Consider the following 23,673-nt stretch of genomic DNA (forward strand, 5'->3'; position numbering starts at 1 on the left):
CCTGCCTAGAGCCATGCCCGAGCTTCCCTCCACCGATCACGAGATTGAACTCCTGCTTTCGACGCCCACCGCTGGCGCCATTGAAGCCGTCCGTAATCTGCCCGGCGATTTCATGGTCCTCGGAGTCGGTGGCAAGATGGGCACCTCCACCGCCGTGATGCTGCGCCGCGCGCTCGACGCTGCCGGCCGGGGTGAGGCCGTTGTCACCGGCGTTTCGCGGTTCAGCCGCCCCGAGGCCCGCGCCGGGCTCGAAAACCTCGGCGTGCGCACGCTCCCGTGCGACTTGGCGGATGCCGCGCAGGTGGCTGCGCTGCCGCTGGCGACCAATGTGCTTTATCTCGCCGGACAGAAGTTTGGCACCGACAGCGCTCCCGGTCTCACCTGGATACAAAACACCTATGTCCCGGCGCTGGTCGCACAGCATTTCCGCAACTCGCGCATCGTCGTGTTCTCGACCGGCTGCGTCTATCCCTTCGTGCCGGTCACCGGCCCAGGGGCCCATGAAGGCGAGCCGGTCGCCTTTCTTGGCGAATATGCCAGCACCTGCGTCGGACGTGAACGCGTCTTCGCCCACTTCGCGCAGGAATTCGGCACGCGACAGCTCATGTATCGCCTGAACTACGCGGTGGAGCTGCGCTACGGCGTGCTCGTGGACATCGCCCTGAAGGTCGCGCGCGGAGAGCCGGTGGACCTGACGATGGGCTGGTTGAACTGCATCTGGCAGGGCGATGCGTGCGCCCGCGCCATCCAGTGCCTGGTTCACACGGCCAATCCGCCGAAGCTGCTCAACATCACCGGCGCAGAAAAACTCAGTGTGCGCTCGCTGGCCGGGGAATTTGGCCGGCGTTTCGGCCGCCCGCCGCATTTCACGGGCACGGAGGCCCCGACCGCGTGGCTGTCCGACGCCCGCGAGTCGCTCAAGCTGTTCGGCCCGCCTGAAACATCCCTGCCGCGCATGCTCGACCTGATCGCCGCGCACGTGGGCGGCGGCGGCCGGCTCCTCGGCAAGCCCACCCACTTTGAAGCCCGCAGCGGCAAATTCTGACCATGGACCTTCGTTCCCATCTGCTTGCCGGCCACGTCATCCCCGCCCAACCGCTGGCGCTTGATCGCCAGCGTAAATTTTCCGAAAGACACCAGCGCGCCCTGACGCGATACTACGTTGCGGCCGGCTCCGGCGGGCTCGCGGTCGGCGTGCATTCAACGCAGTTCGAGATCCGCGATCCGCAGCATAACCTGTTGCGGCCTGTGCTGGAGCTCGCCGCGGCGACCGTGCGCGCCGAGCTGTCCGCCGCGCCCCGCAACTTCGCGCTGATCGCCGGCATCTGCGGCCGGACCCCGCAGGCCACCCGCGAAGCCGAGCTCGCGCTCTCGCTTGGCTACCACGCCGCCCTAGTCAGCATGGCCGCGTTCAAGACCGAACCAGAGGAGACCATCATCGCCCATGTTGCGACCCTCGCCGGGCTCATCCCCGTCGTCGGCTTCTACCTCCAACCGGCCGTCGGTGGACGCGTCTTCAGCTACTCCTTTTGGCGCCGCTTCGCGGAGATTCCCGGCGTCACGGCCGTGAAGATCGCACCCTTCAACCGCTACCAAACCTTGGACGTCGTCCGCGCGATCGTGGACGCCGGCCGCGACGACGTCGCGCTCTACACCGGCAACGACGACACCATCGTCGCCGACTTGCTGACACCGTTTACATTCCCGCATCACGGACGACCCGTGACCCGGCGCATTGTCGGCGGACTCCTCGGACACTGGGGCGTGTGGACCCATTCGGCGGTGAAGCTGTTTCGCGAAGCCCAAGCGGCCGCCCAACAACCTGTGATCAGCGCCGAATGGCTGCGGCGCGCCGTGGCGGTGACCGACATGAACGCCGCGCTCTTCGATTCCGCCAACGCCTTTCACGGCTGCATCCCCGGCATTCTTGAGGTCCTGCGCCGGCAGGGCTTGGTTGAGTCAATCCATTGCCTGAATCCCCACGAGGCTCTCTCGCCGGGCCAGGCCGAGGAGCTCACCCGCGTCGGTCTCGCTTACCCCGAGCTGACCGATGACGCTTTCGTGGCGGAGAACCGTGAACGCTGGCTGCGCTGAACATGCCCACCCTGCCCCCACCCACCAGCTGCGAGGAGTTGCTCGCCCAGATGGTCTCCTTCGAGACCGTGAATCCGGATTTCGGCGGCCCGGCCGGCGGGGAGTCGGCCCTGGCCGCCCATCTCGAGACCCTCGCCCATCACTGGGGACTGCAGACCCGGCGCCTCCCGGTGGGCGATCGCGGTTTCAATCTGCTCATCACCGCCGAGACCGCGCCTGATGCCGAATGGCTCCTGTTCGAAAGCCACCTCGACACCGTCAGCCTGGACGGCATGACGGTGCCGCCGCTGAAGCTGACCGCGGACGGTGACCGGCTTCACGGCCGGGGCACCTGCGACACCAAAGGGTCAGGCGCAGCCATGCTCTGGGCCCTGCAAGCCTACGCGCACTCGACTCAGCGCGTCCGGAATGCCGGGGTTGTGTTCGTCGTGGATGAGGAGGCACAGATGCGCGGCGCCAAGGCTTTCGCCGGGGAACTCGCGCACATTTCTCGACTGCGCGGGATCGTCGTCGGCGAACCCACCGGACTCCGCCCCGTCGTGGCCCATAATGGCGCACTGCGCTGGCGCACCATCACCCGCGGCGTGGCCGCGCATTCGGCCGATCCCAGCAAGGGTCGTTCGGCCATCCATGCGATGCTGCACGTGGTCGCCGCCCTGGAGGCGCGCTTCCTGCCGCTGGCCTGCCGGGGATTTCCCCTCACTGGCCGCGCCGCAGCCAGCATCAACCTTATCCGCGGCGGATCGGCCGTGAACATCATCCCCGACTACTGCGAGATTTACTGCGACCGCCGGCTCGTGCCGGGCGAGACCGCGGCCCAGATTTTGGCGGAACGTGATGCCGCCCTGGCCGGCCAGACCGTGGAGCACGACAGCCTGTATCTCGCCCCGCCGCTGCCCCCGCAGAATTCCGCGGCCTTGCACGCCTGGGCCGCGCCAGCGCTCAGGGCCTGCGGTCTCGACGCGACGGCCATCGGCGCGCCCTACGCCACCGATGCCAGCCACTACGCCGCCGCCGGCGCCCAGGTCATCGTGCTCGGCCCCGGCGATCTTGCGCAGGCCCACACCAAGGATGAATGGCTCGACCGCCGTGAACTGGAGCGCGCCATCGCGGTTTATGGTGCGCTGCTGCGCCTGCCCGCCGGCTCGGCCTGACGGTCCTCCCCCCCCCATGGCCCTGCCCGTCGGTCCCTCCCTCGAGGAATTCTCCAGCGCCCGGCTGACCTGCCGGAACGGCGAACTTTTCAATCCCCCCGCACTCACCAATTTCCTTGGCTGCCTCCAGGTCGCCCCCGACATCACCGCGGTCCAGCACCTGACCTTTGCCCCGTGGTCCGTCGGCGCCAGTTGGCTCGGCACCCTGCAGTTCGACGGTTGCCGCCTTCACACCTCCGCCGCCGAGATCGCCTTCGAATGGCGCCCGGACCGGGTCGTGCGCCAAACCGAGCACCGCGACTGGCATTTCACCAGCACCACGGTCATGGGCGTCCGCGCCCAAACCGTTACCGTCGCGCTGCAGATCACCAACCGCGCCGCCGCCCGCCGGACCGTGCGGTTCGGCCTGCTCGCCGGCGAAGGCGTCGTGCGTTCCGACGATGGCTGGCATACGCCCGTGTCGCCACAGGAAGCCCCGCTCATTTCCACCACCCCGTGGGAAGGCGCGCCACCCGCAACCACGCTGCGCCGCAACCGTCGCGAAGTGCTCGCCGACCGCAGCGGACTCCTCTTCTCCTCGCAGGCCAGCGCCGCGCACGCCCTGCAGGCGACGTCACCGTCTCCGGACTGGCTGGATCGCCGCTGGCTCGGCTTCGACTGGTCGTTCGAGCCCGGAGAAACCCGCACCCTGCACTTCATCATCGCGGTTGGCGGAGACCCGGATGAACTTCACTCCGCGTTGGCCCGCTGGCGCGAAAACCCGGGAGCAGAACTCGCCGCCGCCGAAACGGACTGGCGCGCCGAGATCGCCGCCGCCTTCACCCCGGGCAATGCGCGTTACAGCGGCCACCTGCCCGTGCTGCGCACGACCAACGCGGCCCTGCGTGCGGTCTATCTCAACGCGGTCATCACGGCCATTTACTTCAAGCGCGAGCCCCGGGTTTCACCGCACGGACGCACCTACGTCACGTTGATGCCGCGGTATTGGGTGACGACCAGCTTCATCAACGACTGGTCCCTCGCGGCGTTCCTGCTCACGCTCCTCGACCCGGCCTGCGTCCGCCGCACGATCGAGCGCTGGCTGGAGCGGGACATTCACCGCCACTTCGGGACGGAATACGTGAGCGGCCGGAGCACCGGCAACTGGTATTCGTGCAACGACTATGCCATGGCGCGCTTGATCACGCTCTATGTGCGCGTGACGGGCGAAGCCGACTGGCTCACCCACCGGGTCGGCGACCGCACCGTCCTTGAGCATCTGGTGGCCTGCGCGTCGCACTACCGCACGCTGGACCGGGGCAGCGGCCTCGCCGACTACGGCGACCGCAACAGCCTGCTCGAAGCGGTCGGCACCTATGAGCATGAGGTGGCGTCGCTCAACGCGGCCAACGTCTGGATCCTGCGCGAAACCGCCACGCTCCTCGATTGGCAGGGACGCGCCGGGGAGGCGTCCCGTTTGCGACAGGAAGCCACCGCCCTCGTCTCCCGGGTGCAGTCGCTCTATGTGGCGGGCGCCGGCTACTGGCACTGCCGCCGGCCCGACGGCGAACTTGTGCCGGTCCGGCATGCCTGGGATTTCATCCACACCCTGAACTTTCTCCACGCGGACCTGCCGACGGAACAAATCAACGAGATGATCGACTTCTTCCGCCGCGAGCTGATGACGCCGACCTGGATGTCGGCCCTTTCGCCGTTGGACGAGGACACCGGTTTCTCGCAGCGACCCGACCATCAGTGGAACGGTTCCTACCCGGCCTGGGTCTCCCTCGCCGCCACCGCGCTGCTCAAAACCGACCACGCCGACCTGCTCGCCACATGGCTGCCCGGCCTGGCGGCCACCGCCCAACAGGGTCCGTATTCCCAGGCCCACTTCGTCGAGACCGCCGCCCCCACCGTCGCCGGTGGTGCCCGGAAGGCGCCGACCGAGTGGCCTTATATCAACGACTGGACCTGCCTTTCCGCCGGCAACTTCTTCGAGACCGTCGTGCTCGGCCTCTTTGGTTTCGACCCTGGCTACACCCAGCCGAAGTCCCGGCCTCAACTCGACCGGCTCGATCCGCATGCCGCCCTGCACGGCCTCCGCTGGCAGGGCCGGCTGCTGGAAATCCGCGCTGACGGCACCATTCACTCCCCTGGCTCCTAATGTTCTCATCTCCTGTTTCAACCATCCGAACCATGATCCGCCCCTTTCTCAGCCTGTTTTTCCTCGCCTTGCTCGGCTGTCCGCACCTGCCGGCGGCGCCTTTGCCCTCCTTGCCAACCGACCTCGTCGAACTGGCCGTGCGCACAAAGGCGCCGCGCTGGAAATTCGTGGATCACCAACGCATGCGCGAGATGCGCGAGACCTTCGCGCTCCAGGTGACGGCCGCGGCCGCCTTCCAGGCGCCCGATCAGGTCGTGGACGGGAAAACCCTCGCCACGCACCTCGCCGACAAACTCCGCTTCTTTCTCGTCACGCCTGAGCTATATCCCGATGGCAGCACGCGCGAACCCGAGGCCCAGGGCGGCATCGGCGGCTGGACACATCACGTCCCCGCGCACGCCCTGTTGCTCGCCAAGCGCACGCCTGCGGCCTGGAGCCAGCTCTCCGCCGATGAGAAGGCCCGCGCCGACCTGCTCATGCAGGCCCTCGCCCTGGCCGCCCACTTCTGCCTCGACGATGACAACGACTACTACCTGCTCCTCGACGGTTACTCGTTGTTTCACAAGAGCTGGAATCCGAACCACGTCGAGGGCTACGTGGGCGCGATCATCTCGGCCTCGCTCTACTTCGGGCCCGACGAACTCAACGCCTTCTTTCGCGGTTTCGACTTCGACCGCTTCATCGCCCGGCTCGAGGCCGCCCGCTTCCTGAACATCAAGCGCTGCTGGACCTGGAATCCCGCGATCCGCGACCTGATGATGAACGGCGGCTCCGTCGCGGTGCCGGCCAAGCAGGTGCTCGCCCAAGGCGTCATCACGCGAGGCGCGGGTGTCCGCAATGATTTCACGTTGAACGGCGATACCCTGCACCAACCCTGGCTCCTGCACCGTGGACAGGCGCTGCGGCTCTTCTCCAAGGCCGTGCGCACCGTGGTGCACACGGGCACGGGCTACTCCTCCGGCCTGATGCAGCGCGCCTCCGCCGCCACCGAGTCGCCGTGGGAGGGCCAGATGGGCATGCTGCACGAGTTCGAGAGCACCGACTGGGACGGTCTGCGCACCAGCCTCGGCTACGCCTTCGAGGGCGCGATGATTGATATTCCGACCGCGGCCACGCTTAAGCTGGTGGGTGAATGGCGCGCCACCGAAGGAGGCGACATGCTGGAGCGGCGCATGGGCGTCGGCATGGGCGACATGATCTTCAAGGCCCGCGAGGGCTACCGCAGCTTCTCGCAGGCCAAGCAGCGCGAATACAACTGGGACGAACACCTGCTGCCCATGGGCGCCGACTTCATCGTCGGCCTCTGGCAGACTTACTTCGCCCCGCCACCCCCGCCGTCGAAATAAATGCAGGGGCGCAGCTTGCTGCGACCTCATGTGCGAGGTCGGCGCAAGCGCCGCCCCTACAGGTTTAATTTCCGTTCTATTGCAGTGTCTTCTCCCCATACTCAGGTTTCAGATCTCAAGTTTCAGGTTTCCTTTTCTCCATGCCCCGCTCCCCGCTCATCTCGAAGGTGGAAATGCGCGCCGGTCGCCCGACGCTCGTGCTCAACGGCCAGCCCCACGCGCCGCTCATCTACGCGCTCAGCGACTGCCCTGGCGCCCGCTGGTCATGGGAGGAACTGCCCGCGCGTAACATCAGTCTCTTTGCCGCGCAGGGTGTCCGGCTTTTCCAACTCGACCTCTGGTTCGAGCAGATGCTCAGCGGGCCGGACGCCGCACTTGATTTGACCCTGGCGCAGCGCCAGATCGCCGGTGTCCTGGCTCAGTGTCCCGACGCGGCCGTGATGCTGCGCCTGCACGTCAACGCCCCGCCGTGGTGGTGCGCCCGGCATCCCGAGGAATGCGTGGGCTACGCCGATGTGCCGGTCGAGGAAAAGGAGCGCTGGGGCCTGGTGCGGCCCTTGCACGGCGACGGTGACCGTCCGCTGCGGGCCAGCTTCGCCTCAACCAAGTGGCGCGAATGGGCGGATACGCATCTGGCTGACTTTTGCACGCGCCTCGGCGCCACGCCCGAGGGCGGCGGGCTCTTCGCCATCCAACTCGCCAACGGGCTCTACGGCGAATGGCACCAGTTCGGCTTTCTTCACCACGATCCCGACACCGGGGTCGCCGCGACCCGCGCCTACCGCGAGTGGCTGCGCACGCGTTACGGGTCGGACGAACAGCTGGCTGATGCGTGGCAGCGTCCCGGCGCACGTATCGAGGCCGTTCTGCCGCCCGATTCCCCGGCCCGCGAAACCGTCGCGGTGGGTCCGCTCCGCGATCCGCGCACGCAACAGGACCTGATCGACTACTTCACCTGGCTGCACCTGACGATGGCCGATGCGCTGCTCGGGCTCGCCGCGACAGTGAAACGGTGCTGGCCGCGGCCCATCGTAACGGCGGCCTTTCAGGGCTATTTCTACGGCCAGTTCGCGCGCAATGCCGCGGGCAGTCACCTCGCCCATGACAAGGTTCTCGCCTCGCCCCACCTCGACTGCCTGTGCTCGCCCGCGTCCTACACCGACGGCGTGCGCGCGCTTGGTGGCTCCGGACACGGACGCGGCATCACGGGCGCCGTGCGTCGTGCGGGCAAGCTGTGGCTCGACGAGAACGATCACGGCACCTTCCTCGTCGGCTGCCCGTGGGACCGGCATTTCAAGACCACGCTGGAAGATGACATCGCCTGCCTGCGTCGCAACGCCCTGCTGCCGGTCATCCGCGGCGGCGGCCAGTGGTGGTATGACTTTGGCATGGTCGCCGGCACGCCCGACTTCGCCACGCATGGCAATGTCGGCTGGTGGGACCACCCGCGCCTCGCCGCCGAGATCCGCGCCATCCACCGCGTTGCCCAATCGCGCCATGGCCGGCCGTACCGGCGTCCAGCCGATGTCCTGGTCATCCACGATCCGTGGTCCTTCTGCCACACGGTCGCCAAGCGCTGGTCGCTTGAGGGTTTCAAATTTGGCGACCAGCCGCCCGTCGGCCCCAATCCCTTCTCGGGTCGCGGCATGGACGGCCTGCTCGAGGGCCTTTACCGCTCCGGCCTCGTGGCCGACGAGGCGCTTATCGGCGAACTTGGCCAGCTCGATCTCTCCCCTTTCAAGCTGGTGATCTTCGGATCCACCGTCGTGCTTAACGAGACGCAGCGGCAGGTGATCGCCAGCCAGGTCGCAGCGGCCGGTAGGCATGTCATGTTCACCGGCTACGTCGGTTGGAGCAATGGACGTGAAATCGGTGGCGCGCTCGCGGGCGCCGTGACGGGCATCACGACCCACGGCCGCGATGCCACCCGTCCCATCTCAACCCTGGAACTCGATGGCATTCGTGAGGTGCAGACGCTAGAACCACCGAAGCACGTGCCGGTCTATGATGTTCCTGCCACCCAGGTCGCCGGCCGCTGGTCCGACGGCAGCATCAGCGCCGCATGGCGCAAGACCGATACGGCGACGTGGTGGTCCTTTGGCGTCAGTCCGACCGCGCCCGCCCTGCTGCGCACGCTTGGACGGCGGGCCGGATGTCACGTCATCAACGACCATGACGACGCCACTTTGCTCGGCGACGGCTTGCTGATGGTGCACACCCTCACGGGCGGGCCACGGACCCTGCGCCTGCCCGGCGGGCCGACCATCCCGGCCAACCTCTCCGCCCGTAGCACGACCGTTTACGACGCCGAGTCCGGCGAAGTGCTACTGGGATCATAGCTCAACTTCCTCAATGTAGGGTCGGCGATTGCGCCGACCTCGCCCGCGAACCCATTTACCCAAAGAACTCCTCCTCCAACATCAGCGAGAGGCAGTGATAGATCGACAGATGGTATTCCTGAGCGAGGTAGGTCTCGCTCGTCGGAGCACGGAGGCACACGTCGCTGAGTTTCTTGAGTTTCCCGCCGTGCGCAGCAGTTAGGGCCAGAATCTTCATTTTTTTCGCACGTGCCACCTCGGCGGCGGCGCAGACGTTGGTGGCGTTGCCTGAGGTGCTGAGCCCAACGAGCACGTCACCGGGCCGACCGAGGGCAGAAATCAGCTGCGCGTAGGCCAGCACCGGTTCGACGTCGTTGCCAAAGGCCGTGCTCGCAGCCGGGAAGGAAGTTAGCGGAATCGCGGGCAATGCGCCCTGGAGCTTATTCGCAATCGCCGGGCGCAGCTTGCCTCGCAGTGGCTTCGTCAGCGGACGCTTCTTGCAAAACCCCTTGAGTAGTTCGCCCGACCAGTGATCGGCGTCCGCCGCGCTGCCGCCGTTGCCGCAGAGGAGGACCTTGCCGCCGGCGCGGTAGCAATCGCGCAGCAGTTCAAAGGCCTCGGCGATATCGGGACCGATCGCAGCGAGTTCCGGACGGCGTTTCAGCAGATGGTTCAGTTGGCTCTGGGGCATGGTGAGTGGGTTCGGGAATCCTGTAACTTGGCAGTTGAAACTTATTCCTTGGCGCCGCCTTCCGCGACGCGCTCGGGCAAGGTATCAAGAGCGTGCAGCGCCACGGCAACCGCCGCGTTGCTGCCAATGCTCTCTCCCAGCACCGCGGGCAAAATCTGGCAGGCCGCCCGCGCGCTGGGCAGGGCCTCTGCCGCCAGCGCCCGGTTCATCGCGGGAAGGAGGAGCTCGGAGCAACGGGGATAATAGCCGCCCAGGACAATCCGCTCGGGATTCAGCGTATCCATGAGCAGCGCCAACGCTTCGCCGAGCCGTTCGCCGGCCGTGTCCAACACCTGCCGCGCGAGCGGGTCGCCCCGGGTTGCCGCCTCGGCGAGATCTTTCAACGTCACCTCCGTTTGCGGCCACCCCATCGCCAGGGCGAGCCGCGCGATGCCGCCTCCGCTGCAAAAGCCCTCGAACGATCCGTGCTTCCCGAAGCCCAGCGGGCCGTCCGGCCGCAAGCGCAGGTGTCCCACTTCTCCCGCGTCACCGGATGCGCCCTCATAAAGCCGCCCGTTAAGAATCAGGCCTGCGCCCATGCCTGTGCCTGCGGTCAAAAAGACCATGTGGCGGCAGCCCTTCCCGGCACCGAAGTGCCACTCGGCCAGGGCGGAGGCGTTGGCGTCGTTCATCAGGAAGGCGCGTCCACCGAAAATCTCCGTGAAGACCCGACAAATCGGGATATCGACCCAGCCAGGCAGGTTGGGCGGACACAGGATGACGCCCCGCGCCGCATCCAGCGGTCCGCCGCAGGAAATGCCGAAGACAACATCAGGGCCGGGCTTGAGCGCGGCAACCGCCTGTCGAAAACGTGCAAAGGTCGCGGTGTAATCCTGCGTGGGAAACCGATCCACTTCCACCACCGCGCCGTCCCGCAACACGCCGACCGCGCACTTCGTTCCTCCGATGTCGATACCGATGATCTGCACGGTCTGTGGGTTTGAGTTGGGTGAATTTTAAGGGCAAATCACGGGGCACAACTAATTCACACTAACTATCCACTAATGAGGCAGGCCGGATGCCCCCGATCAAAACTTTTCCATTGTGAGACATTAGTGAGGATTAGTGGTGAAATCCTTCCGGCAAATTCCCATCTTCGCCACCACCGATGCCCTATCGCCGCTCGATTTCCACCCTGGGTTGCCCTGAATATTCATTGGAGCAGGTCCTCGCTCTGGCGGAACGCCACCGCCTCGACGCGGTGGAAATCCGGGCCTTGGCCGGCACCATCGACGTGCCCGCCGTCCTGACCGAGGCCTACGGCACACCGGCCGCCCTGGCGGCGCGCCTGCGCTCTGCGCCAGCGCCGATTGTGTCGCTCGACACCTCGCTCAAACTCGCGGACAACAAGCAGGCCGACCGCGATGAATTTCTAAAATTCGTCCCCTGGGCGGAGGCTTGCGGCGTACCGTGGCTGCGGGTGTTCGACGGCGGCAAGTCCGCCAACGCCGCCACCCATCGGGCCATGGCCGACACCGTGACATGGTGGCGGGCAGAACGGAAGCAGCACGGCTGGCGCACCGACATCATGATCGAGACGCACGACGCCCTGTTCACCGCGGCCACGATCCACCAGTTCCTGTCCCTCGCGCCCGGCACCGCCATTCTTTGGGACAGCCAGCATACCTGGCGCAACGGCGGCGAGGAACCGCTCGTGACCTGGCCGGCGATCAAGCCGCACGTGGTGCACATTCATGTGAAGGACAGCATCAGTAAGCCCAGTGAGCGGCACCCGTTCTCCTACGTGCTCCCCGGCGAAGGGGAGTTTGCCATGGCACCCTTGCGCGCGGCGCTGCAGGCGGACTTCACCGGCTGCGTCAGTCTCGAGTGGGAAAAACTCTGGCATCCCTATCTCGCCCCGCTCGACGACGCCCTGGCCGCCGCGGCCAAGCGCAACTGGTGGTGAGGCGGACTTGACTGGAGGCGGGGTGCTCTCACCCGTTGGTTCAGATTCTCGCGGTCTCCAACTCGCGGGTGAGGGCACCCCGCCTCCATTAGGGAACAAGCCCGTGCCGCCGCAGAAACGCGATCATCAGCTCGCGCGACTTCTCCTGCCACTCGGGCACGTCGTTGCCGAAATTGTGGCCGCCACCGGGCACGATGTGCAGCTCGCAGACGTTGCCGGTGGCGATGAGTTTATCCCGCAAGGCCACGGCCTGGCGCAGCGGCACCGTCTTGTCGGTATCGCCGTGGAAGGCCAGCACGGGCGGCATCTGCGCATCGAGCTGATGCACGGGCGAGAGCGCGGTCGTGTGCTCGCCGAAGCGCTGCGGGGTGTAACCGGTCTCGGCCGAGGTGTCGGACACCGTGCTGAAGAGAATGAGCGCCGCCGGCTTGATCAGGGGCGACTCCGCTTCGCGGGAGCCCGGAGGCGCGTGCGTGATGCCGGTCCAGAGCGCGACATGGCCGCCGGCCGAATTACCGCCCACGACGATACGCCGCGGATCCACGCCCAATTCGGCCGCATGATCCTGCACCCAACGCACAGCTGCGCGGCTGTCCGCCACGGAACCCATCGGCGGCACATCGTGCCGGCCCTTCGTGCGGTAGTCGGGAGCGATGCCCACCAGCCCCAGGCCGGCGGCAAACTTCGCCCAGAAGATCGAACTGGCTGGCGTTCCGGTGGTCCAGCCACCGCCGAAGAAGAAAATCAGAGCCGGACGCCGGTCACCCGCCTGCCAGCCCGTTGGTTTCACAACGAACAGCCGCATCGGCGACTCTTCCGTTTCACGATAGAGTAACGTCTCGGCGCCAGGCAGCTCAGTCGGTGTGGTTTCCGGTCTCGACTGCGCGAACAAGGCTGTCGTGCAGCAGGCCAGGAAGAGAAGAGGCATTCTCCGCATGGTCGCGGACTATACCGTCGCTCCAGCCGTCAGCCAGCGCCGAAATTGCTTCTGAAAGGTGGTCGCGAGCGTGTCGCCGGGCATGACGAGCACGCCCCACCCTCCGCGCGACGGATTGAGCGGCACCTCACGCGGGATCTGCAGCTCGCACATCTGGCGGTCCTCATCGAGCACGCGGACGGCGAACTCGATCTGCTGCTCCGGCGGCGGTCCGCGAAATCCGGGTGAAATGGCGAGCGACCAGAACACCGTGCAGCTCTCGCCGGTGTTGGGCGACGGCACATGGACCAACACGCGCTCGTCCCCATCAGGAAAGGACTGGCGGATGGTGGTGAAGTTCGGCAAGTGGCAGCGCTGTCGCCGATGATGCGTACTCTGGAGCTTGCCGGGCATTTCGTGGGTTGATTGCAGCGCAGGAAAGGGCGCGTCCATCTGGAAACCGTCCTCGTGCAGTGTAATTTTCATGTCCGGTATGCGCGGATCGGCGGCCTGGCCCAGCGTGGCGCTGTGGGCGAAGGCGAAGTGCGACATGTCGAGGTAGTTTTCCACTTCACGCCGCCAGCCCGCCGCAAACTTCATGGGCGGCCCCATCAGGTAGGTCCAACGCTCGTCCTCGAACTCCGGCACGGCGGGCAGTCCGTGTCGGCTGGCCACGAGTTTTACCCAGATGAAACCATAGCGCTGCCGCACCTCGTAAGTGCGCAGGTGTGAGAGCGCAAGTTTATCGGCGTTCGGCTCCAGCAGCGAGGGGATGCTCAGGCAGTCGCCCTCGGCATTGAAGCGCCAGCCGTGATACGGACACATCAGCTGCCCGTCCCGAATGCAACCGGCGGATAGCCGCGCGCCTTTGTGCGGGCAGGCCACGTCGGCGGCGAGCAGACTGCCGTCGGCAAACCGGGCAATCACCAGCTCGGTATTGAGCAACGTGTAGCCCATGACACCCCCGGGCGGCACGGCGGCGGCGTTGGCCACGGGCTGCCAGGTGCGGCGTAGCGCGTTGAGGGCGGTCTCCTCAGTCAGGAGCGGCAGGACGGTGGGCGGGAAATCAGACATGGCAGATGAGGCAACCCAGCGTAGCAGGTCCGTCGGATAACCGCTTGGATTATCCTGTAATCCGGCTTTGGTAGATCGGGCACTTCATGAAAACCGCGCATCCCCTCAGCATCACGTTGCCGGCCTCCGGCGTCCTCTTTGCCGAGAGCGTGCACACCGGGGATTTCCAGATGGCCCCGCGCACGGACCCGTTTCACAAGCTGCTCTACGTGCTGCGCGGACAGATAACCTGCCACGAGACGGGGCGGCCCGGGGAAAGTATCGGCACCGGTATGATCCTCGTGATGCCGGCCGGGACCCGGCATCGGCTGGAGGACGAGCAACCTTCCACCCTGCTGTTGCTTTGCCTCAGCCCCGCCTTTCTCCGCACCGACCCCGAGCTACCCAGGCTGTGGCGCGAGCTGGCCGGCCGCCGCGAACGCCGCCTCGCCCTGAGCCGGCCGAGCCAGCTGCAGGTCGAGTCCACCTGGCGCCGGGCCTTGCTGGAGCGCGTGCATCCCCGCCTGGGCAGCGCCACTCTCGGCCGCGCCCTCGCCGCCCGCCTGCTGGTGACGCTGGCGCGAGTGCCCGTGCTGCAACCCGTTAGCGCTCCCCTCACCCGCGTGGCCGCGGTGGCCCGGGAACTTGAGGCCACCTTCTACGACGACTGGAATCTCGACCGCGCCGCCACGCGCGCCGGGGTGTCGCGGAGGCATTTCAGCATGCTGTTCCGCCGCGTCACCGGGCGGACCTTCTGGGAACAACTCACCGACCTCCGCCTGACCCACGCCGCCGAACTGTTGCGACAGGGCGAGCACTCCGTCACCGGCGTGGTCTTCTCCTGCGGCTTCGGGGATCTCTCCCAGTTTTACCGCCTGTTCCGCCAGCGCTACGGCCTGCCTCCCAAGCAATGGGCCGACCGTGAGAAACGGAAGGCATGAACGCCACCGCGACGTTATCAGTCCGGTGGAAGCCGGCCGACTAAAAACAAAACTCCAGCAACCTGTTGGATTGCCGGAGTTTCAAAAGTGGCGCACCCGTAGGGAGTCGAACCCCAAACCTTCTGATCCGTAGTCAGATGCTCTATCCAATTGAGCTACGGGTGCGCGAGAGAACGGCGAATAAGCGGGGTCTGCGGAGTGACTTCAAGCAGAATTTTTTCCGTATTTCGGCGGACGAATTCGAGTCCCCCCGCCGGTGCTCCCTGCCGGTTTAATCCCGCGCGGAGCGCGGAATCCACCTCATTCGTCCCACTTCATCCGGGCTTCGCGGACTTTCTTCACGACCACGATCACGACGACCACGAAGATGACCCCCGCTACAATCATCGTGTAGGTCTGGGTGCGGGAAAGGGCCTTGTCGAGTTGGGCGATGTCGTCCTTGAACTTGCGCCACAGCCAGTGGCCGAGCCACACGAAGAACGGCACGCTGATGAGCGCGGCGAGGCCGTCGAAGAAGAAGAATTTCCAGAACTTCACCCGCGAGGAGCCGGCGGTGAAGAAGATCGGCATGCGCAGGCCGGGCAGGAAACGACCCACAAAGAGCACCCAGGAATGGTAGCGTTCGAAGAGGTCCTCCACCTTGTCCTGTTTCTTCTGGGAGAAATAGCGCTGGAACCACTTGGAGTTGCGCCAACGGACGCCGAAGTAGCGCCCGGCGAAGAAAATCGTCGAGTCCCCGAGCATCACGCCGGCATACATCACTGCGGTGACCTCCAGCCAAGGACGGCCGTCGATCTCCCCGAGCGCACCGGCGGTCACGAGCACGACGTCCTCGGGGAGCGGCAGCCCGAGACCGCAGAGCAACAGCACGAAGAACGGCCCCCAGAGCGAGAGCGGGGAGTTTTGGAAGGACTTGAGCAGCGTCTCGAACATGAGCGGGCTTAGTGGCCTTTAAGTTCCGGTTGCGCGCCAATCTAGCAACTCCATTTGCAGGGTGCGACGGCCGTTGTAGTAATTCCAGTTCAGCTGCACGGCCAGTTCCAGCGGGGTGCCGACGGGCGGCAGGCGGTCAGCCATTTTCCAGGCCACTCCGCTGATGCGCCGGCCGGCGGCATCCTCGGCCGTGAAACGGAAGTGCTGCTCCTTGAAAACATCGGGCCGGTTCCGCAGGCGCAGGCCGCGCACGCCGAACACCGGCTCGGGGTTGCCCATGCCGAAGGGATGCAGCCGGTCCAGTTCGCCCATGAGCACCTCGTTCACCGCCGTGCCCTCGAGCCAGCCCGACAGCTCCACGCCGGGCTCGACCCCGGACCCGTCATGGCGGGCGCGGATGGCCGCTTCGAAACGGGTGCGGAATTCCTCCAGCCGTTCCTTGCGCAGGGAAACGCCCACCGCCATCGGGTGTCCGCCCCACCCGTCCAGGCAATCGGCGCAGGCGCCAAGAATCTCGACGAGGTTGAAGCCGTTGATGCCGCGGCCGGAGCCCTTGGCGAGTTCGCCCTCGTTGCCCAGCACGATGGCCGGACGGTTGTATTTGCGCGAAATGCGGCCGGCCACGATGCCCACCACGCCGGGATGCCAGGCCTCGTCGAACAGCACCAGCCCGCCGGCGGTGGCAAAGCGTTCTTCCACGTGCCGCTCCGCACATTCGGTGATCTGGCGCTCGATGTCCTGCCGCTCGCGATTGAGACCGTCGAGCTGGCGGGAGGCCTGTTCGCAAAAACCCGGATCGCGGCTGAGGAGCAGATCCACCGAAAGCGCCGCATCGGCGAGGCGTCCGCTGGCGTTGATGCGCGGCCCGAGCCGGAAGGAGATGTCGGTGGGCACCAGCCCCTGCTCGGCCTTGAGGCCCGAAACCTGCATCAGGGAGATCAGACCGGGGCGGCGCGTCTCGGCGAGCACGCGCAGGCCGTGCCGGGCAAAAATGCGGTTCTCCCCGTGCAACGGCACCAAATCGGCGATCGTGCCCATCGCCACGAGGTCGAGGTAGTCCTTCAGCACGATGGAAAGCGCCACCGGGTGCTGCTCCTGGCGCAGTTTTTTCAACAGCCCGTGAGCCAGCTTGAAGACCAGGCCCACCGTGCAGAGGTAACGCCAGGCGTCGTCCCCGGCGGCCGGAAAGACATGCGGATTGATCAGAATCGCATCGGAGGCGGGCGGCTCGGTGGAACGGTGATGGTCGACGATGATGACCTCCGCGCCCTTGCCGCGCAGAAACGCCACCTCCTCGGCGGAGTTCGTGCCGCAGTCCAGGGCGATGAAGAGGTCGGGCACGCCGGCCTCAAGGGCGCGCTCGATCGAGGTGCAGGTCAGGCCGTAGCCTTCCTCGGCGCGGCGCGGCACGACATAGGTCGGCTCCAGGCCGAGCCGGCGCAGCAGGCACACGAGGATCGTGGTGCTGCACACGCCATCCACGTCGTAGTCGCCGAGCACGGTGACCTTTTCCTTGCGCTGCAGGGCCAGCAAAAGCCGGTCCGCCGCCCGCTCCAGGTTGGCCACCAGGAAGGGATCGGCCAGACTGGCCAGCGTGGGCTGGAGGAAGCGAATTGCCGCCTCCCCGTCCACGCCGTTGCGCAACAGCAGTTCGGCCACGATCGGCGTCGTGCCCAAGCCGCGCGCAAGGGCCTCCACGCTTTCGGCGCGGACCGGCGTGTAATTCCAGCGCATGAGGCGACGGGGCGTCGCTTACTCGGATGCGCGGGAAGAGCCGGCCCACTCGTATTTCGGGGCGATGTCGTGGTGCGCCTCGACGTGCTTCCGGTCGCCCTTGTGCCACCAGTAGAAGATGGGGCTGGCGATGAACAGCGACGAGAACGTGCCGGTCACGACACCGATGAGGAGCGTGAGCGCGATGTCGTTCACGTCGCCGGTGGTCACGAAGATGAGCGTGAGTGCCGTGAGCAGCGTGGTGCCGCCGGTGATGATCGTGCGGGAAAGCGTCAGGTTGAGCGAGCGGTTGATGATCTCGCGCAGCGTGCCGGTCGGGTTGATCTTCAGCTCCTCGCGGATGCGGTCGAAGACCACGATCGTGTCATTGATGGAGTAACCCATCACCAGCAGGATGGCCGCGACCATGGAGGCGTTGAACTGCCGGCCCAGAAGCACGAAGATGCCGATGGTCATCAGCACGTCGTGGATGGTGGAGATGACCGCGCCCATGCCGTAGCCGAACTCAAAGCGGAACGCGACATAGACGAGAATCAGCGCGAGGGCCCAGAAGGAGGCCTTGAGGGCGTTCCACTGGATCTCGGCTCCGACCGAGGCGCCGATCCGGGTGACGCCCTCGTTGACAAACTTGGACTCGGGGAAGGCCTGCTGGAGCTTCTCGACCAAGGGAGCGGCCTGGTCGAACGGCGTGGTGATCTTCAGGGTCTCGCGGTCGGAACCGATGGTCTTCTGATAGACCGGGTTGACCTCCTTGAAACCGGCGGCCTGGGCGGCGCTGCGCAGCGCGCCAACCTCGACCGGCTTGGCGAAGGACAGTGAGACGGTGTCACCGCCGAGGAAGTCGATGCCATAGACCGCCTTGCCCTTGAAGGCGACCGTGGCGACGCCGATGAGGATGACGACCCAGGAGGCGATGAAGGCCGGCTTGGCCCGGCCCATGAAATCAAAGGAGGTGTTTTGCAGCACGGAGAACATGGGCATCTTCTTGAGCACGTTGCCGTGCACCAGGATTTCCATGAGCAGCTTGGAAACGACGACCGCGGCGAACATCGTGGTGAAGATACCGATGGTCAGCGTGACGCCGAAGCCCTTCACGGCGCCGGTGCCGAGCACGACCATGATGGCGGCGGTGATGAGGGTCGTGAGATTGCCGTCGAGAATGGCGGACCAGGCCTTGTCGAAGCCGGCCTCGAGGGCGGTGGCGAGCGACTTGCCCTGCTTCAGCTCTTCGCGCATGCGTTCGAAAATCAGGATGTTCGAGTCCACCGACATGGCGAGGGTCAGCACGATGCCGGCGATGCCGGGCAGCGTGAGCGTGGCGCCGAAATAAGCCATGACCGCGAGCACGATGAACACGTTGATGGCCATGCCGACGGCGGCGACCAGTCCGCCGAAGGTATAAAACACCAGAATGAAGAGGATGGTCAGGCTGGTGCCGATGATGAAGGCCATCTTGCCGCTGGCGACGGCGTCCTTGGCCAGCGAGGGTCCGACCTCATACTGCTCCTTGACCTGCAGGGGCACGTCGAGGGGGTTATTGAGCACATTGGCCAGGTCCACGGCCTCGCGCTGGGAGAACTGGCCGGAGATCTCGGCGGAATCGCTGTTGATTTCGCGCTCCACGCCGGGGGCCGAATAGAGCTTGTCGTCGAGCACGATGGCGAGACGGCCGCGGCGCCCGGTGCGCTGGCCTTCCTCGGCCACGGCGCGGGTGACATCGGCGAAGCGCTTGCTGCCCTCGCTGGTGAAGCGGAGGATGATCTTGAAGCGGCCGAACTCATCCATGATCGGATAGGAGTCGGACACGGCCTCGCCGGTCATCTCGGGGATGCGCTTGACGTAGAGTTCCTCGGTGTAGGTCTCACCGTTGCGGGTCTCGCCCTCGAGTGTCATGGCGATGTAGCCCGGAGGCGCATCCATCGGCGGGGTGGCGAAAGGATGCACCATGCGGAAATCGAGGCGGGCCGGCTTCTTGAGGCTGGCGAGAACCTCGGGGTTGTCGCGGGTGGAGATACCGGCGAGCTGCACCTCGATGCGGCTCGTGCCGACGGCCCGGATGATGGGCTCGGAGACGCCGAGGCCGTTCACGCGGTTGCCGATGATCTCGATGGCCTTGTTGAGCTTCTCCACGCGGGCGTGCTCGGGTTCAGCCACGGCGGCGGTCTCTTCCACCTCGAGGGTGAAGGCGACGCCACCCTTCAGGTCGAGGCCAAGCTGCAGCTTGCCCTTGGACTGGCGGAGGAGCTCGTTCAGGAGAAGGTCGTTGCGCTTCTCAACATTCTTGAGGGTCTCCTCAAGGCGGACCTGCGGGAAGAACTGCGAGAGGTCGAGTTTGTCCTCGCGGCCGATCTGCTTGAGCGCGACGAACACGCTTTGGGCCTGGCCGGACTTAACGCGCTCGGACGCACGGGTGAGCAGCGTGGCGAACTGGGCGGGCTTGGCCTCCGCCTCCGTTTTGAGGTAGTCGCCGAAGTCTTGATCCTTCAGCGGAATCAGGTTGAACGCCGCCCACAGCACGACGGCTGCGCACAGCATCAATTTCCACAAGTTTTGACGAAGCATGGGTGTTGGTTGTTAAAGGGGTATGGTGCGGCACACGGGCCGCGGAACGGACTCGGACGGAAGACTCAGGCCTTCTTCACCAGCGCGCTGATGAAGCCCTTGCCGATCTCGACCTTGACGTTGTCGTGGCCGATGCGAACGACGAATCGGTCATCCTTCACCTGCGTGATCTCGCCATAGATGCCACCGGCCGTAACGACCTCATCGCCGGCCGCGAGGGCCGCGAGCATCTTCTCGTGCTCCTTCTGCTTCTTGCGCTGCGGGGCGATGAGGAGGAAATACATCGCGGCGAACATCAGCACGAGCGGCAGGAACTGCATCAGGGATCCGGCGCCACCGGGGGCGGCGGGCGAGGCGGGAGCGGCTTGGGCGATCAATAGGGAGATTTTAGTCATTGCGTCTGCGGGTGTTTTGAAAAATGGAAAAGGGCGACTAAGCCCAGCCCGATTTTAAAAAGCAAGCCTAAGCCCTCCCCTTTTCCGTCTGTAAAATTGAAGATCAAAGCCGCATCCGCGTGGTCCGCCGCCCAGTCTGAAGAATTCTATGGTTTCAAGCGCTGGGGCGCCAATCACTTCTCCGTCGATTCCGAGGGTTTCGTGCAGGTTCAGCCACTCGCCGACGGCCGTACCGTCCGCCTCATGGACGTGGTGGACGAGGCCACCAGCATGGGCCTCAAGGCCCCCCTCGTCATCCGTATGCAGGACACCCTCCGTCACCGGGTGACCCAGCTCAACGAGGTCTTCCGCAAGGCCATCAAGGACGAGGGCTACAAGGGCGACTACCGCGGCGTCTTCCCCATCAAGGTCAACCAGCTGCGGGAGGTCGTGGACGAGGTCGTCTCGGCCGGCAAGGACTTCAACTACGGCCTCGAGGCCGGCTCCAAGCCCGAGCTGATGATCGCCCTGGCGATGCACGAAGGCGGCCAGCGCCTCATCATCTGCAACGGTTACAAGGACAAGGATTACATGCGGCTCGCCCTCCTTGGGCGCAAGCTGGGCAAGAAGGTCATCATCGTGATCGAGCAACTGTCCGAGGTGGACAGCATCATCGAGATCTCGAAGGAGACCGGCGTGAAGCCGATGATCGGCTTCCGCGTGAAGCTCCAGACCCGCGGCGAGGGCAAGTGGGCCATGTCCACCGGCGACAACGCCAAGTTCGGCCTCAACACCGCTGAGATCCTCTTCGCCGTCGAGAAGCTCCGCGCCGCCAAGATGCAGCAGTGCCTGCGCCTCGTGCATTTCCACATCGGCTCGCAGGTGCCGAACATCATCACGATCAAGGCCGCCGTGACCGAAGCCGCGCGCTTCTACTGCCAGCTCGCCAAGATGGGCTTCCCGATGGGCTACCTCGATGTCGGCGGCGGCCTCGGCATCGACTACGACGGCTCGCGCACGAACTTCGAGTCCTCGATGAACTACACCGTCGGCGAATACGCCCGCGACGTGGTGTTCAACATCCGCGAAATCTGCGAGGCCTCCGGCGTGAAGGTGCCCGACATCGTCACCGAATCCGGCCGCGCCGTCGCCGCCCCCCACTCCATGCTCGTGGTCGAGGTCTTCGAGCGGATCAACAAGCACGAGTCCCTCGGCAAGCAGCACCAGCCCAAGTCCCGCCACAAGATCGTGGACGACCTCGCCGTGCTCCTGAAAAACAAGGCCCGCCTGGGCCGCCTCGAGCGCTTCCACGACGCGCTCCAAAAGAAGGAAGAAGCCTTCTCGCTCTTCAACCTCGGCTACCTCGACCTCGAGAACCGCGCCGCGGCCGAACAGATTTTCTGGCAGATCTGCGAACAGATCGACAAGGAGAGCGACAAGGCCGGCTACCAGCCCGAGGAACTGCACGACCTCAAGAAGCTCCTCGCCGACCAATACGTCTGCAACTTCTCGGTCTTCCAGTCGCTCCTCGACAGCTGGGCCCTCAAGCAGCTCTTCCCCATCACGCCGCTGCACCGCCTGAAGGAGAAGCCCACCGTCAACGCCGTGCTCGTGGACATCACCTGCGACTCCGACGGCAAGGTGGACCGCTTCATCGACCTGCAGGACGTGAAGGACTACATGACGCTGCACCCGCTGAAGCCCGGCCAGCCCTACTACCTCGGCATCTACCTCACCGGCGCCTACCAGGACATCATGGGCGACCTGCACAACCTCTTCGGCCGCGTGAACGAGGTCCATGTCTTCCTCGAGGACGACGAGCCCAACGGCTACTATATCGAGGAAGCCCTCGCCGGTTCGCGCGTCTCCGAGGTCATCGAGGGCGTGCAATACCAGTGGGAAGAGCTCTGCCGGAAGATCAAGCAGCAGATCGACCACGCCACGAAGAAGGACCTCATCAAGCCCCGCGAAGGCGTGCGCCTCGTGGAGTTCTACGAGGCCCAGATGCAGGCCAAGACCTACCTCAACATCGAGCAGAACGGGAAGCGGAAGCGTTGACTTGGATGAGCTGCAGCCGGTCTCGCTGAGGCCGGTCCAGAGGCCGTGTCGTTTGCGACATCCCCAGGTCCCATCCTTGCCTGGAGTTTGCTTATCGGTATAAACTGAAGCACGCTGGGACCGTTCCGGCACCTGCCAATACCTCTTAAACGTGAGACTACCCCTCTGCCTCCTCCTTCTTGTGGCGATCGCCTCCGGGCGTGCCGCCGAAACGCCGCTCCCGGAAGTCATCCGCGCGAGCCTCACCGCCGCGGCCCGGCAATACGAGTGGATGTTGGCGCACCTGCCGGCCGATCCCGCCAAGCCGATGCCGCGCACCTTTGAGCACGGCAAGCTCGTCACGGTCGCGACCCGCGACTGGACCAGCGGTTTCTTCCCCGGCTCGCTCTGGTATCTCTTCGAGGCCACGGGCGACACGAAGTGGCGTGCCGCCGCGGAAAAATTCACCGCGCAGCTCGAGCCCGAACAACACAACACGCGCACGCACGACGTCGGGTTCATCCTCTATTGCAGCTATGGCAATGGCCTGCGCCTGACGGGCAACGCCGACTACAAGCCGGTCCTGCTCAACGGCGCCAAGTCCCTCACCACCCGCTTCAACCCGACCATCGGCTCGCTCAAGTCGTGGGACTGGAGCAAGGTCTGGGAATTTCCCGTCATCGTGGACAACATGATGAACCTCGAAATGCTGCTGTGGGCCGGCCGCGAGCAACCTGGTTCGCCCTTCCGCGAAGTGGCGATCCGGCACGCCGACACCACGCTCGCCCACCATTTCCGCGACGACGGCAGCTCGTTCCATGTCGTGGATTACTCGGCGGCGGACGGCCGCGTGAAGTCCCGCGTCACCCATCAGGGCATCGCCGACGCCTCGGCCTGGGCGCGCGGCCAGGCCTGGGGGCTTTACGGATTTACGGTGATGTATCGGGAGACCAGGGACGAGCGCTACCTCGCGCAGGCGCGCAAGATCGCGGCGTTCATCATGAACCACCCGCGACTGCCGGCCGACAAGGTGCCGTATTGGGATTTCGACGACCCGAAGATCCCCAACGCCCCGCGCGACTCTTCGGCCGCGGCCATCATCTGCTCCGCCTTGCTGGAACTCCGCACCTACGTGCCCGCCGACGAAGCCGTCCGCTACGCAGCCTTTGCCGAAGCGCAACTGCGCAGCCTCGCCTCCCCCGCCTACCTGGCCGAGACCGGCACCAACGGCGGATTCATCCTCAAACACGCCACGGGCAACCATCCAAAGAACAGCGAGGTCGATACGCCGCTCAACTACGGCGACTACTACTTCCTCGAGGCCCTGCTCCGCGCGCGGAAGTGACGGGTGGGCGGGATCGCGGATCCCGCCTGTTTGCGCGCTTCCCCTCGCCTCAGCGGCAGGATCGGCGATTCCGCCCTACACTACTCT

General features: G+C 65.6%; 18 protein-coding genes and 1 tRNA gene. 10 read left to right on the forward strand and 9 right to left on the reverse strand.

Going from position 1 to position 23,673, the window contains the following annotated elements; all coding sequences use genetic code 11:
• Positions 1-13 precede the first annotated feature (13 nt).
• The 6 genes from ESB00_RS10335 to ESB00_RS10360 all read left to right on the forward strand — a co-directional run bounded on the left by ESB00_RS10335 (position 14) and on the right by ESB00_RS10360 (position 9,076).
• A complete protein-coding gene (locus ESB00_RS10335) occupies positions 14-1,045 on the forward strand; it encodes an NAD-dependent epimerase/dehydratase family protein (RefSeq protein ID WP_129047613.1) in 1,032 nt (343 codons plus the stop codon).
• Between the two features lie 2 nt (positions 1,046-1,047).
• On the forward strand, positions 1,048-2,094 hold the full coding sequence (locus tag ESB00_RS10340; protein WP_129047614.1) for a dihydrodipicolinate synthase family protein: 1,047 nt from the start codon (positions 1,048-1,050) through the stop codon (positions 2,092-2,094).
• A 2-nt stretch (positions 2,095-2,096) separates the two neighbouring features.
• Entirely contained in the window at positions 2,097-3,248 is a 1,152-nt protein-coding gene (locus ESB00_RS10345; RefSeq protein ID WP_129047615.1) for a M20 family metallopeptidase, read from the forward strand.
• Positions 3,249-3,264: 16 nt separating this feature from the next.
• A complete protein-coding gene (locus ESB00_RS10350) occupies positions 3,265-5,391 on the forward strand; it encodes a hypothetical protein (RefSeq protein ID WP_129047616.1) in 2,127 nt (708 codons plus the stop codon).
• Between the two features lie 32 nt (positions 5,392-5,423).
• Positions 5,424-6,737 carry a hypothetical protein gene (locus tag ESB00_RS10355; protein WP_129047617.1) on the forward strand — a complete coding sequence of 438 codons (1,314 nt, stop codon included), beginning with the start codon at positions 5,424-5,426 and terminating at the stop codon, positions 6,735-6,737.
• Between the two features lie 140 nt (positions 6,738-6,877).
• The gene (locus tag ESB00_RS10360; RefSeq protein ID WP_129047618.1) at positions 6,878-9,076 is read left to right on the forward strand and encodes an alpha-amylase family protein; all 2,199 of its coding nucleotides are present in this window, start codon (positions 6,878-6,880) and stop codon (positions 9,074-9,076) included.
• A gap of 55 nt (positions 9,077-9,131) precedes the next feature.
• Here ESB00_RS10360 and ESB00_RS10365 read toward each other — a convergent pair whose 3' ends face one another.
• Both ESB00_RS10365 and ESB00_RS10370 read right to left on the reverse strand, forming a co-directional pair.
• Positions 9,132-9,746, reverse strand: coding sequence for a D-sedoheptulose-7-phosphate isomerase (locus ESB00_RS10365; RefSeq protein WP_129047619.1), 615 nt, complete (start codon positions 9,744-9,746; stop codon positions 9,132-9,134).
• Between the two features lie 41 nt (positions 9,747-9,787).
• On the reverse strand, positions 9,788-10,714 hold the full coding sequence (locus ESB00_RS10370) for an ROK family protein (RefSeq protein WP_129047620.1): 927 nt from the start codon (positions 10,712-10,714) through the stop codon (positions 9,788-9,790).
• Positions 10,715-10,893: 179 nt separating this feature from the next.
• Between ESB00_RS10370 and ESB00_RS10375 the strand changes: the two genes are divergently transcribed.
• Entirely contained in the window at positions 10,894-11,691 is a 798-nt protein-coding gene (locus ESB00_RS10375; protein ID WP_129047621.1) for a sugar phosphate isomerase/epimerase family protein, read from the forward strand.
• 88 nt (positions 11,692-11,779) lie between these two features.
• Here ESB00_RS10375 and ESB00_RS10380 read toward each other — a convergent pair whose 3' ends face one another.
• Positions 11,780-12,619, reverse strand: coding sequence for an alpha/beta hydrolase (locus ESB00_RS10380; RefSeq protein WP_164976133.1), 840 nt, complete (start codon positions 12,617-12,619; stop codon positions 11,780-11,782).
• Between the two features lie 18 nt (positions 12,620-12,637).
• Positions 12,638-13,681, reverse strand: coding sequence for an aromatic ring-hydroxylating oxygenase subunit alpha (locus ESB00_RS10385; RefSeq protein WP_129047623.1), 1,044 nt, complete (start codon positions 13,679-13,681; stop codon positions 12,638-12,640).
• Between the two features lie 86 nt (positions 13,682-13,767).
• Between ESB00_RS10385 and ESB00_RS10390 the strand changes: the two genes are divergently transcribed.
• Entirely contained in the window at positions 13,768-14,601 is an 834-nt protein-coding gene (locus tag ESB00_RS10390; protein ID WP_129047624.1) for a helix-turn-helix domain-containing protein, read from the forward strand.
• Between the two features lie 88 nt (positions 14,602-14,689).
• Here ESB00_RS10390 and ESB00_RS10395 read toward each other — a convergent pair.
• From ESB00_RS10395 to yajC, 5 genes are all read right to left on the reverse strand, one after another.
• A tRNA-Arg gene (locus tag ESB00_RS10395) sits at positions 14,690-14,766 on the reverse strand.
• Positions 14,767-14,901: 135 nt separating this feature from the next.
• Positions 14,902-15,534 carry a DedA family protein gene (locus ESB00_RS10400; RefSeq protein WP_129047625.1) on the reverse strand — a complete coding sequence of 211 codons (633 nt, stop codon included), beginning with the start codon at positions 15,532-15,534 and terminating at the stop codon, positions 14,902-14,904.
• Between the two features lie 18 nt (positions 15,535-15,552).
• Complete coding sequence (recJ, locus tag ESB00_RS10405; protein WP_129047626.1) at positions 15,553-17,268, reverse strand: single-stranded-DNA-specific exonuclease RecJ; 1,716 nt, start codon at positions 17,266-17,268, stop codon at positions 15,553-15,555.
• 18 nt (positions 17,269-17,286) lie between these two features.
• Complete coding sequence (gene secD, locus ESB00_RS10410) at positions 17,287-19,830, reverse strand: protein translocase subunit SecD (protein ID WP_129047627.1); 2,544 nt, start codon at positions 19,828-19,830, stop codon at positions 17,287-17,289.
• Between the two features lie 65 nt (positions 19,831-19,895).
• Positions 19,896-20,225, reverse strand: a complete 330-nt coding sequence (gene yajC / locus ESB00_RS10415; protein WP_129047628.1) for a preprotein translocase subunit YajC — start codon at positions 20,223-20,225, stop codon at positions 19,896-19,898.
• 96 nt (positions 20,226-20,321) lie between these two features.
• Here yajC and speA point away from each other — a divergent pair, with 96 nt between their 5' ends.
• On the forward strand, positions 20,322-22,262 hold the full coding sequence (gene speA, locus ESB00_RS10420; protein WP_129047629.1) for a biosynthetic arginine decarboxylase: 1,941 nt from the start codon (positions 20,322-20,324) through the stop codon (positions 22,260-22,262).
• A 151-nt stretch (positions 22,263-22,413) separates the two neighbouring features.
• Positions 22,414-23,586, forward strand: coding sequence for a glycoside hydrolase family 88 protein (locus ESB00_RS10425; RefSeq protein WP_129047630.1), 1,173 nt, complete (start codon positions 22,414-22,416; stop codon positions 23,584-23,586).
• The last annotated feature ends 87 nt before the right edge of the window (positions 23,587-23,673 follow it).

Origin of the sequence: Oleiharenicola lentus, assembly GCF_004118375.1 — a bacterium.
Classification (GTDB): Bacteria; Verrucomicrobiota; Verrucomicrobiia; order Opitutales; family Opitutaceae; genus Lacunisphaera; species Lacunisphaera lenta.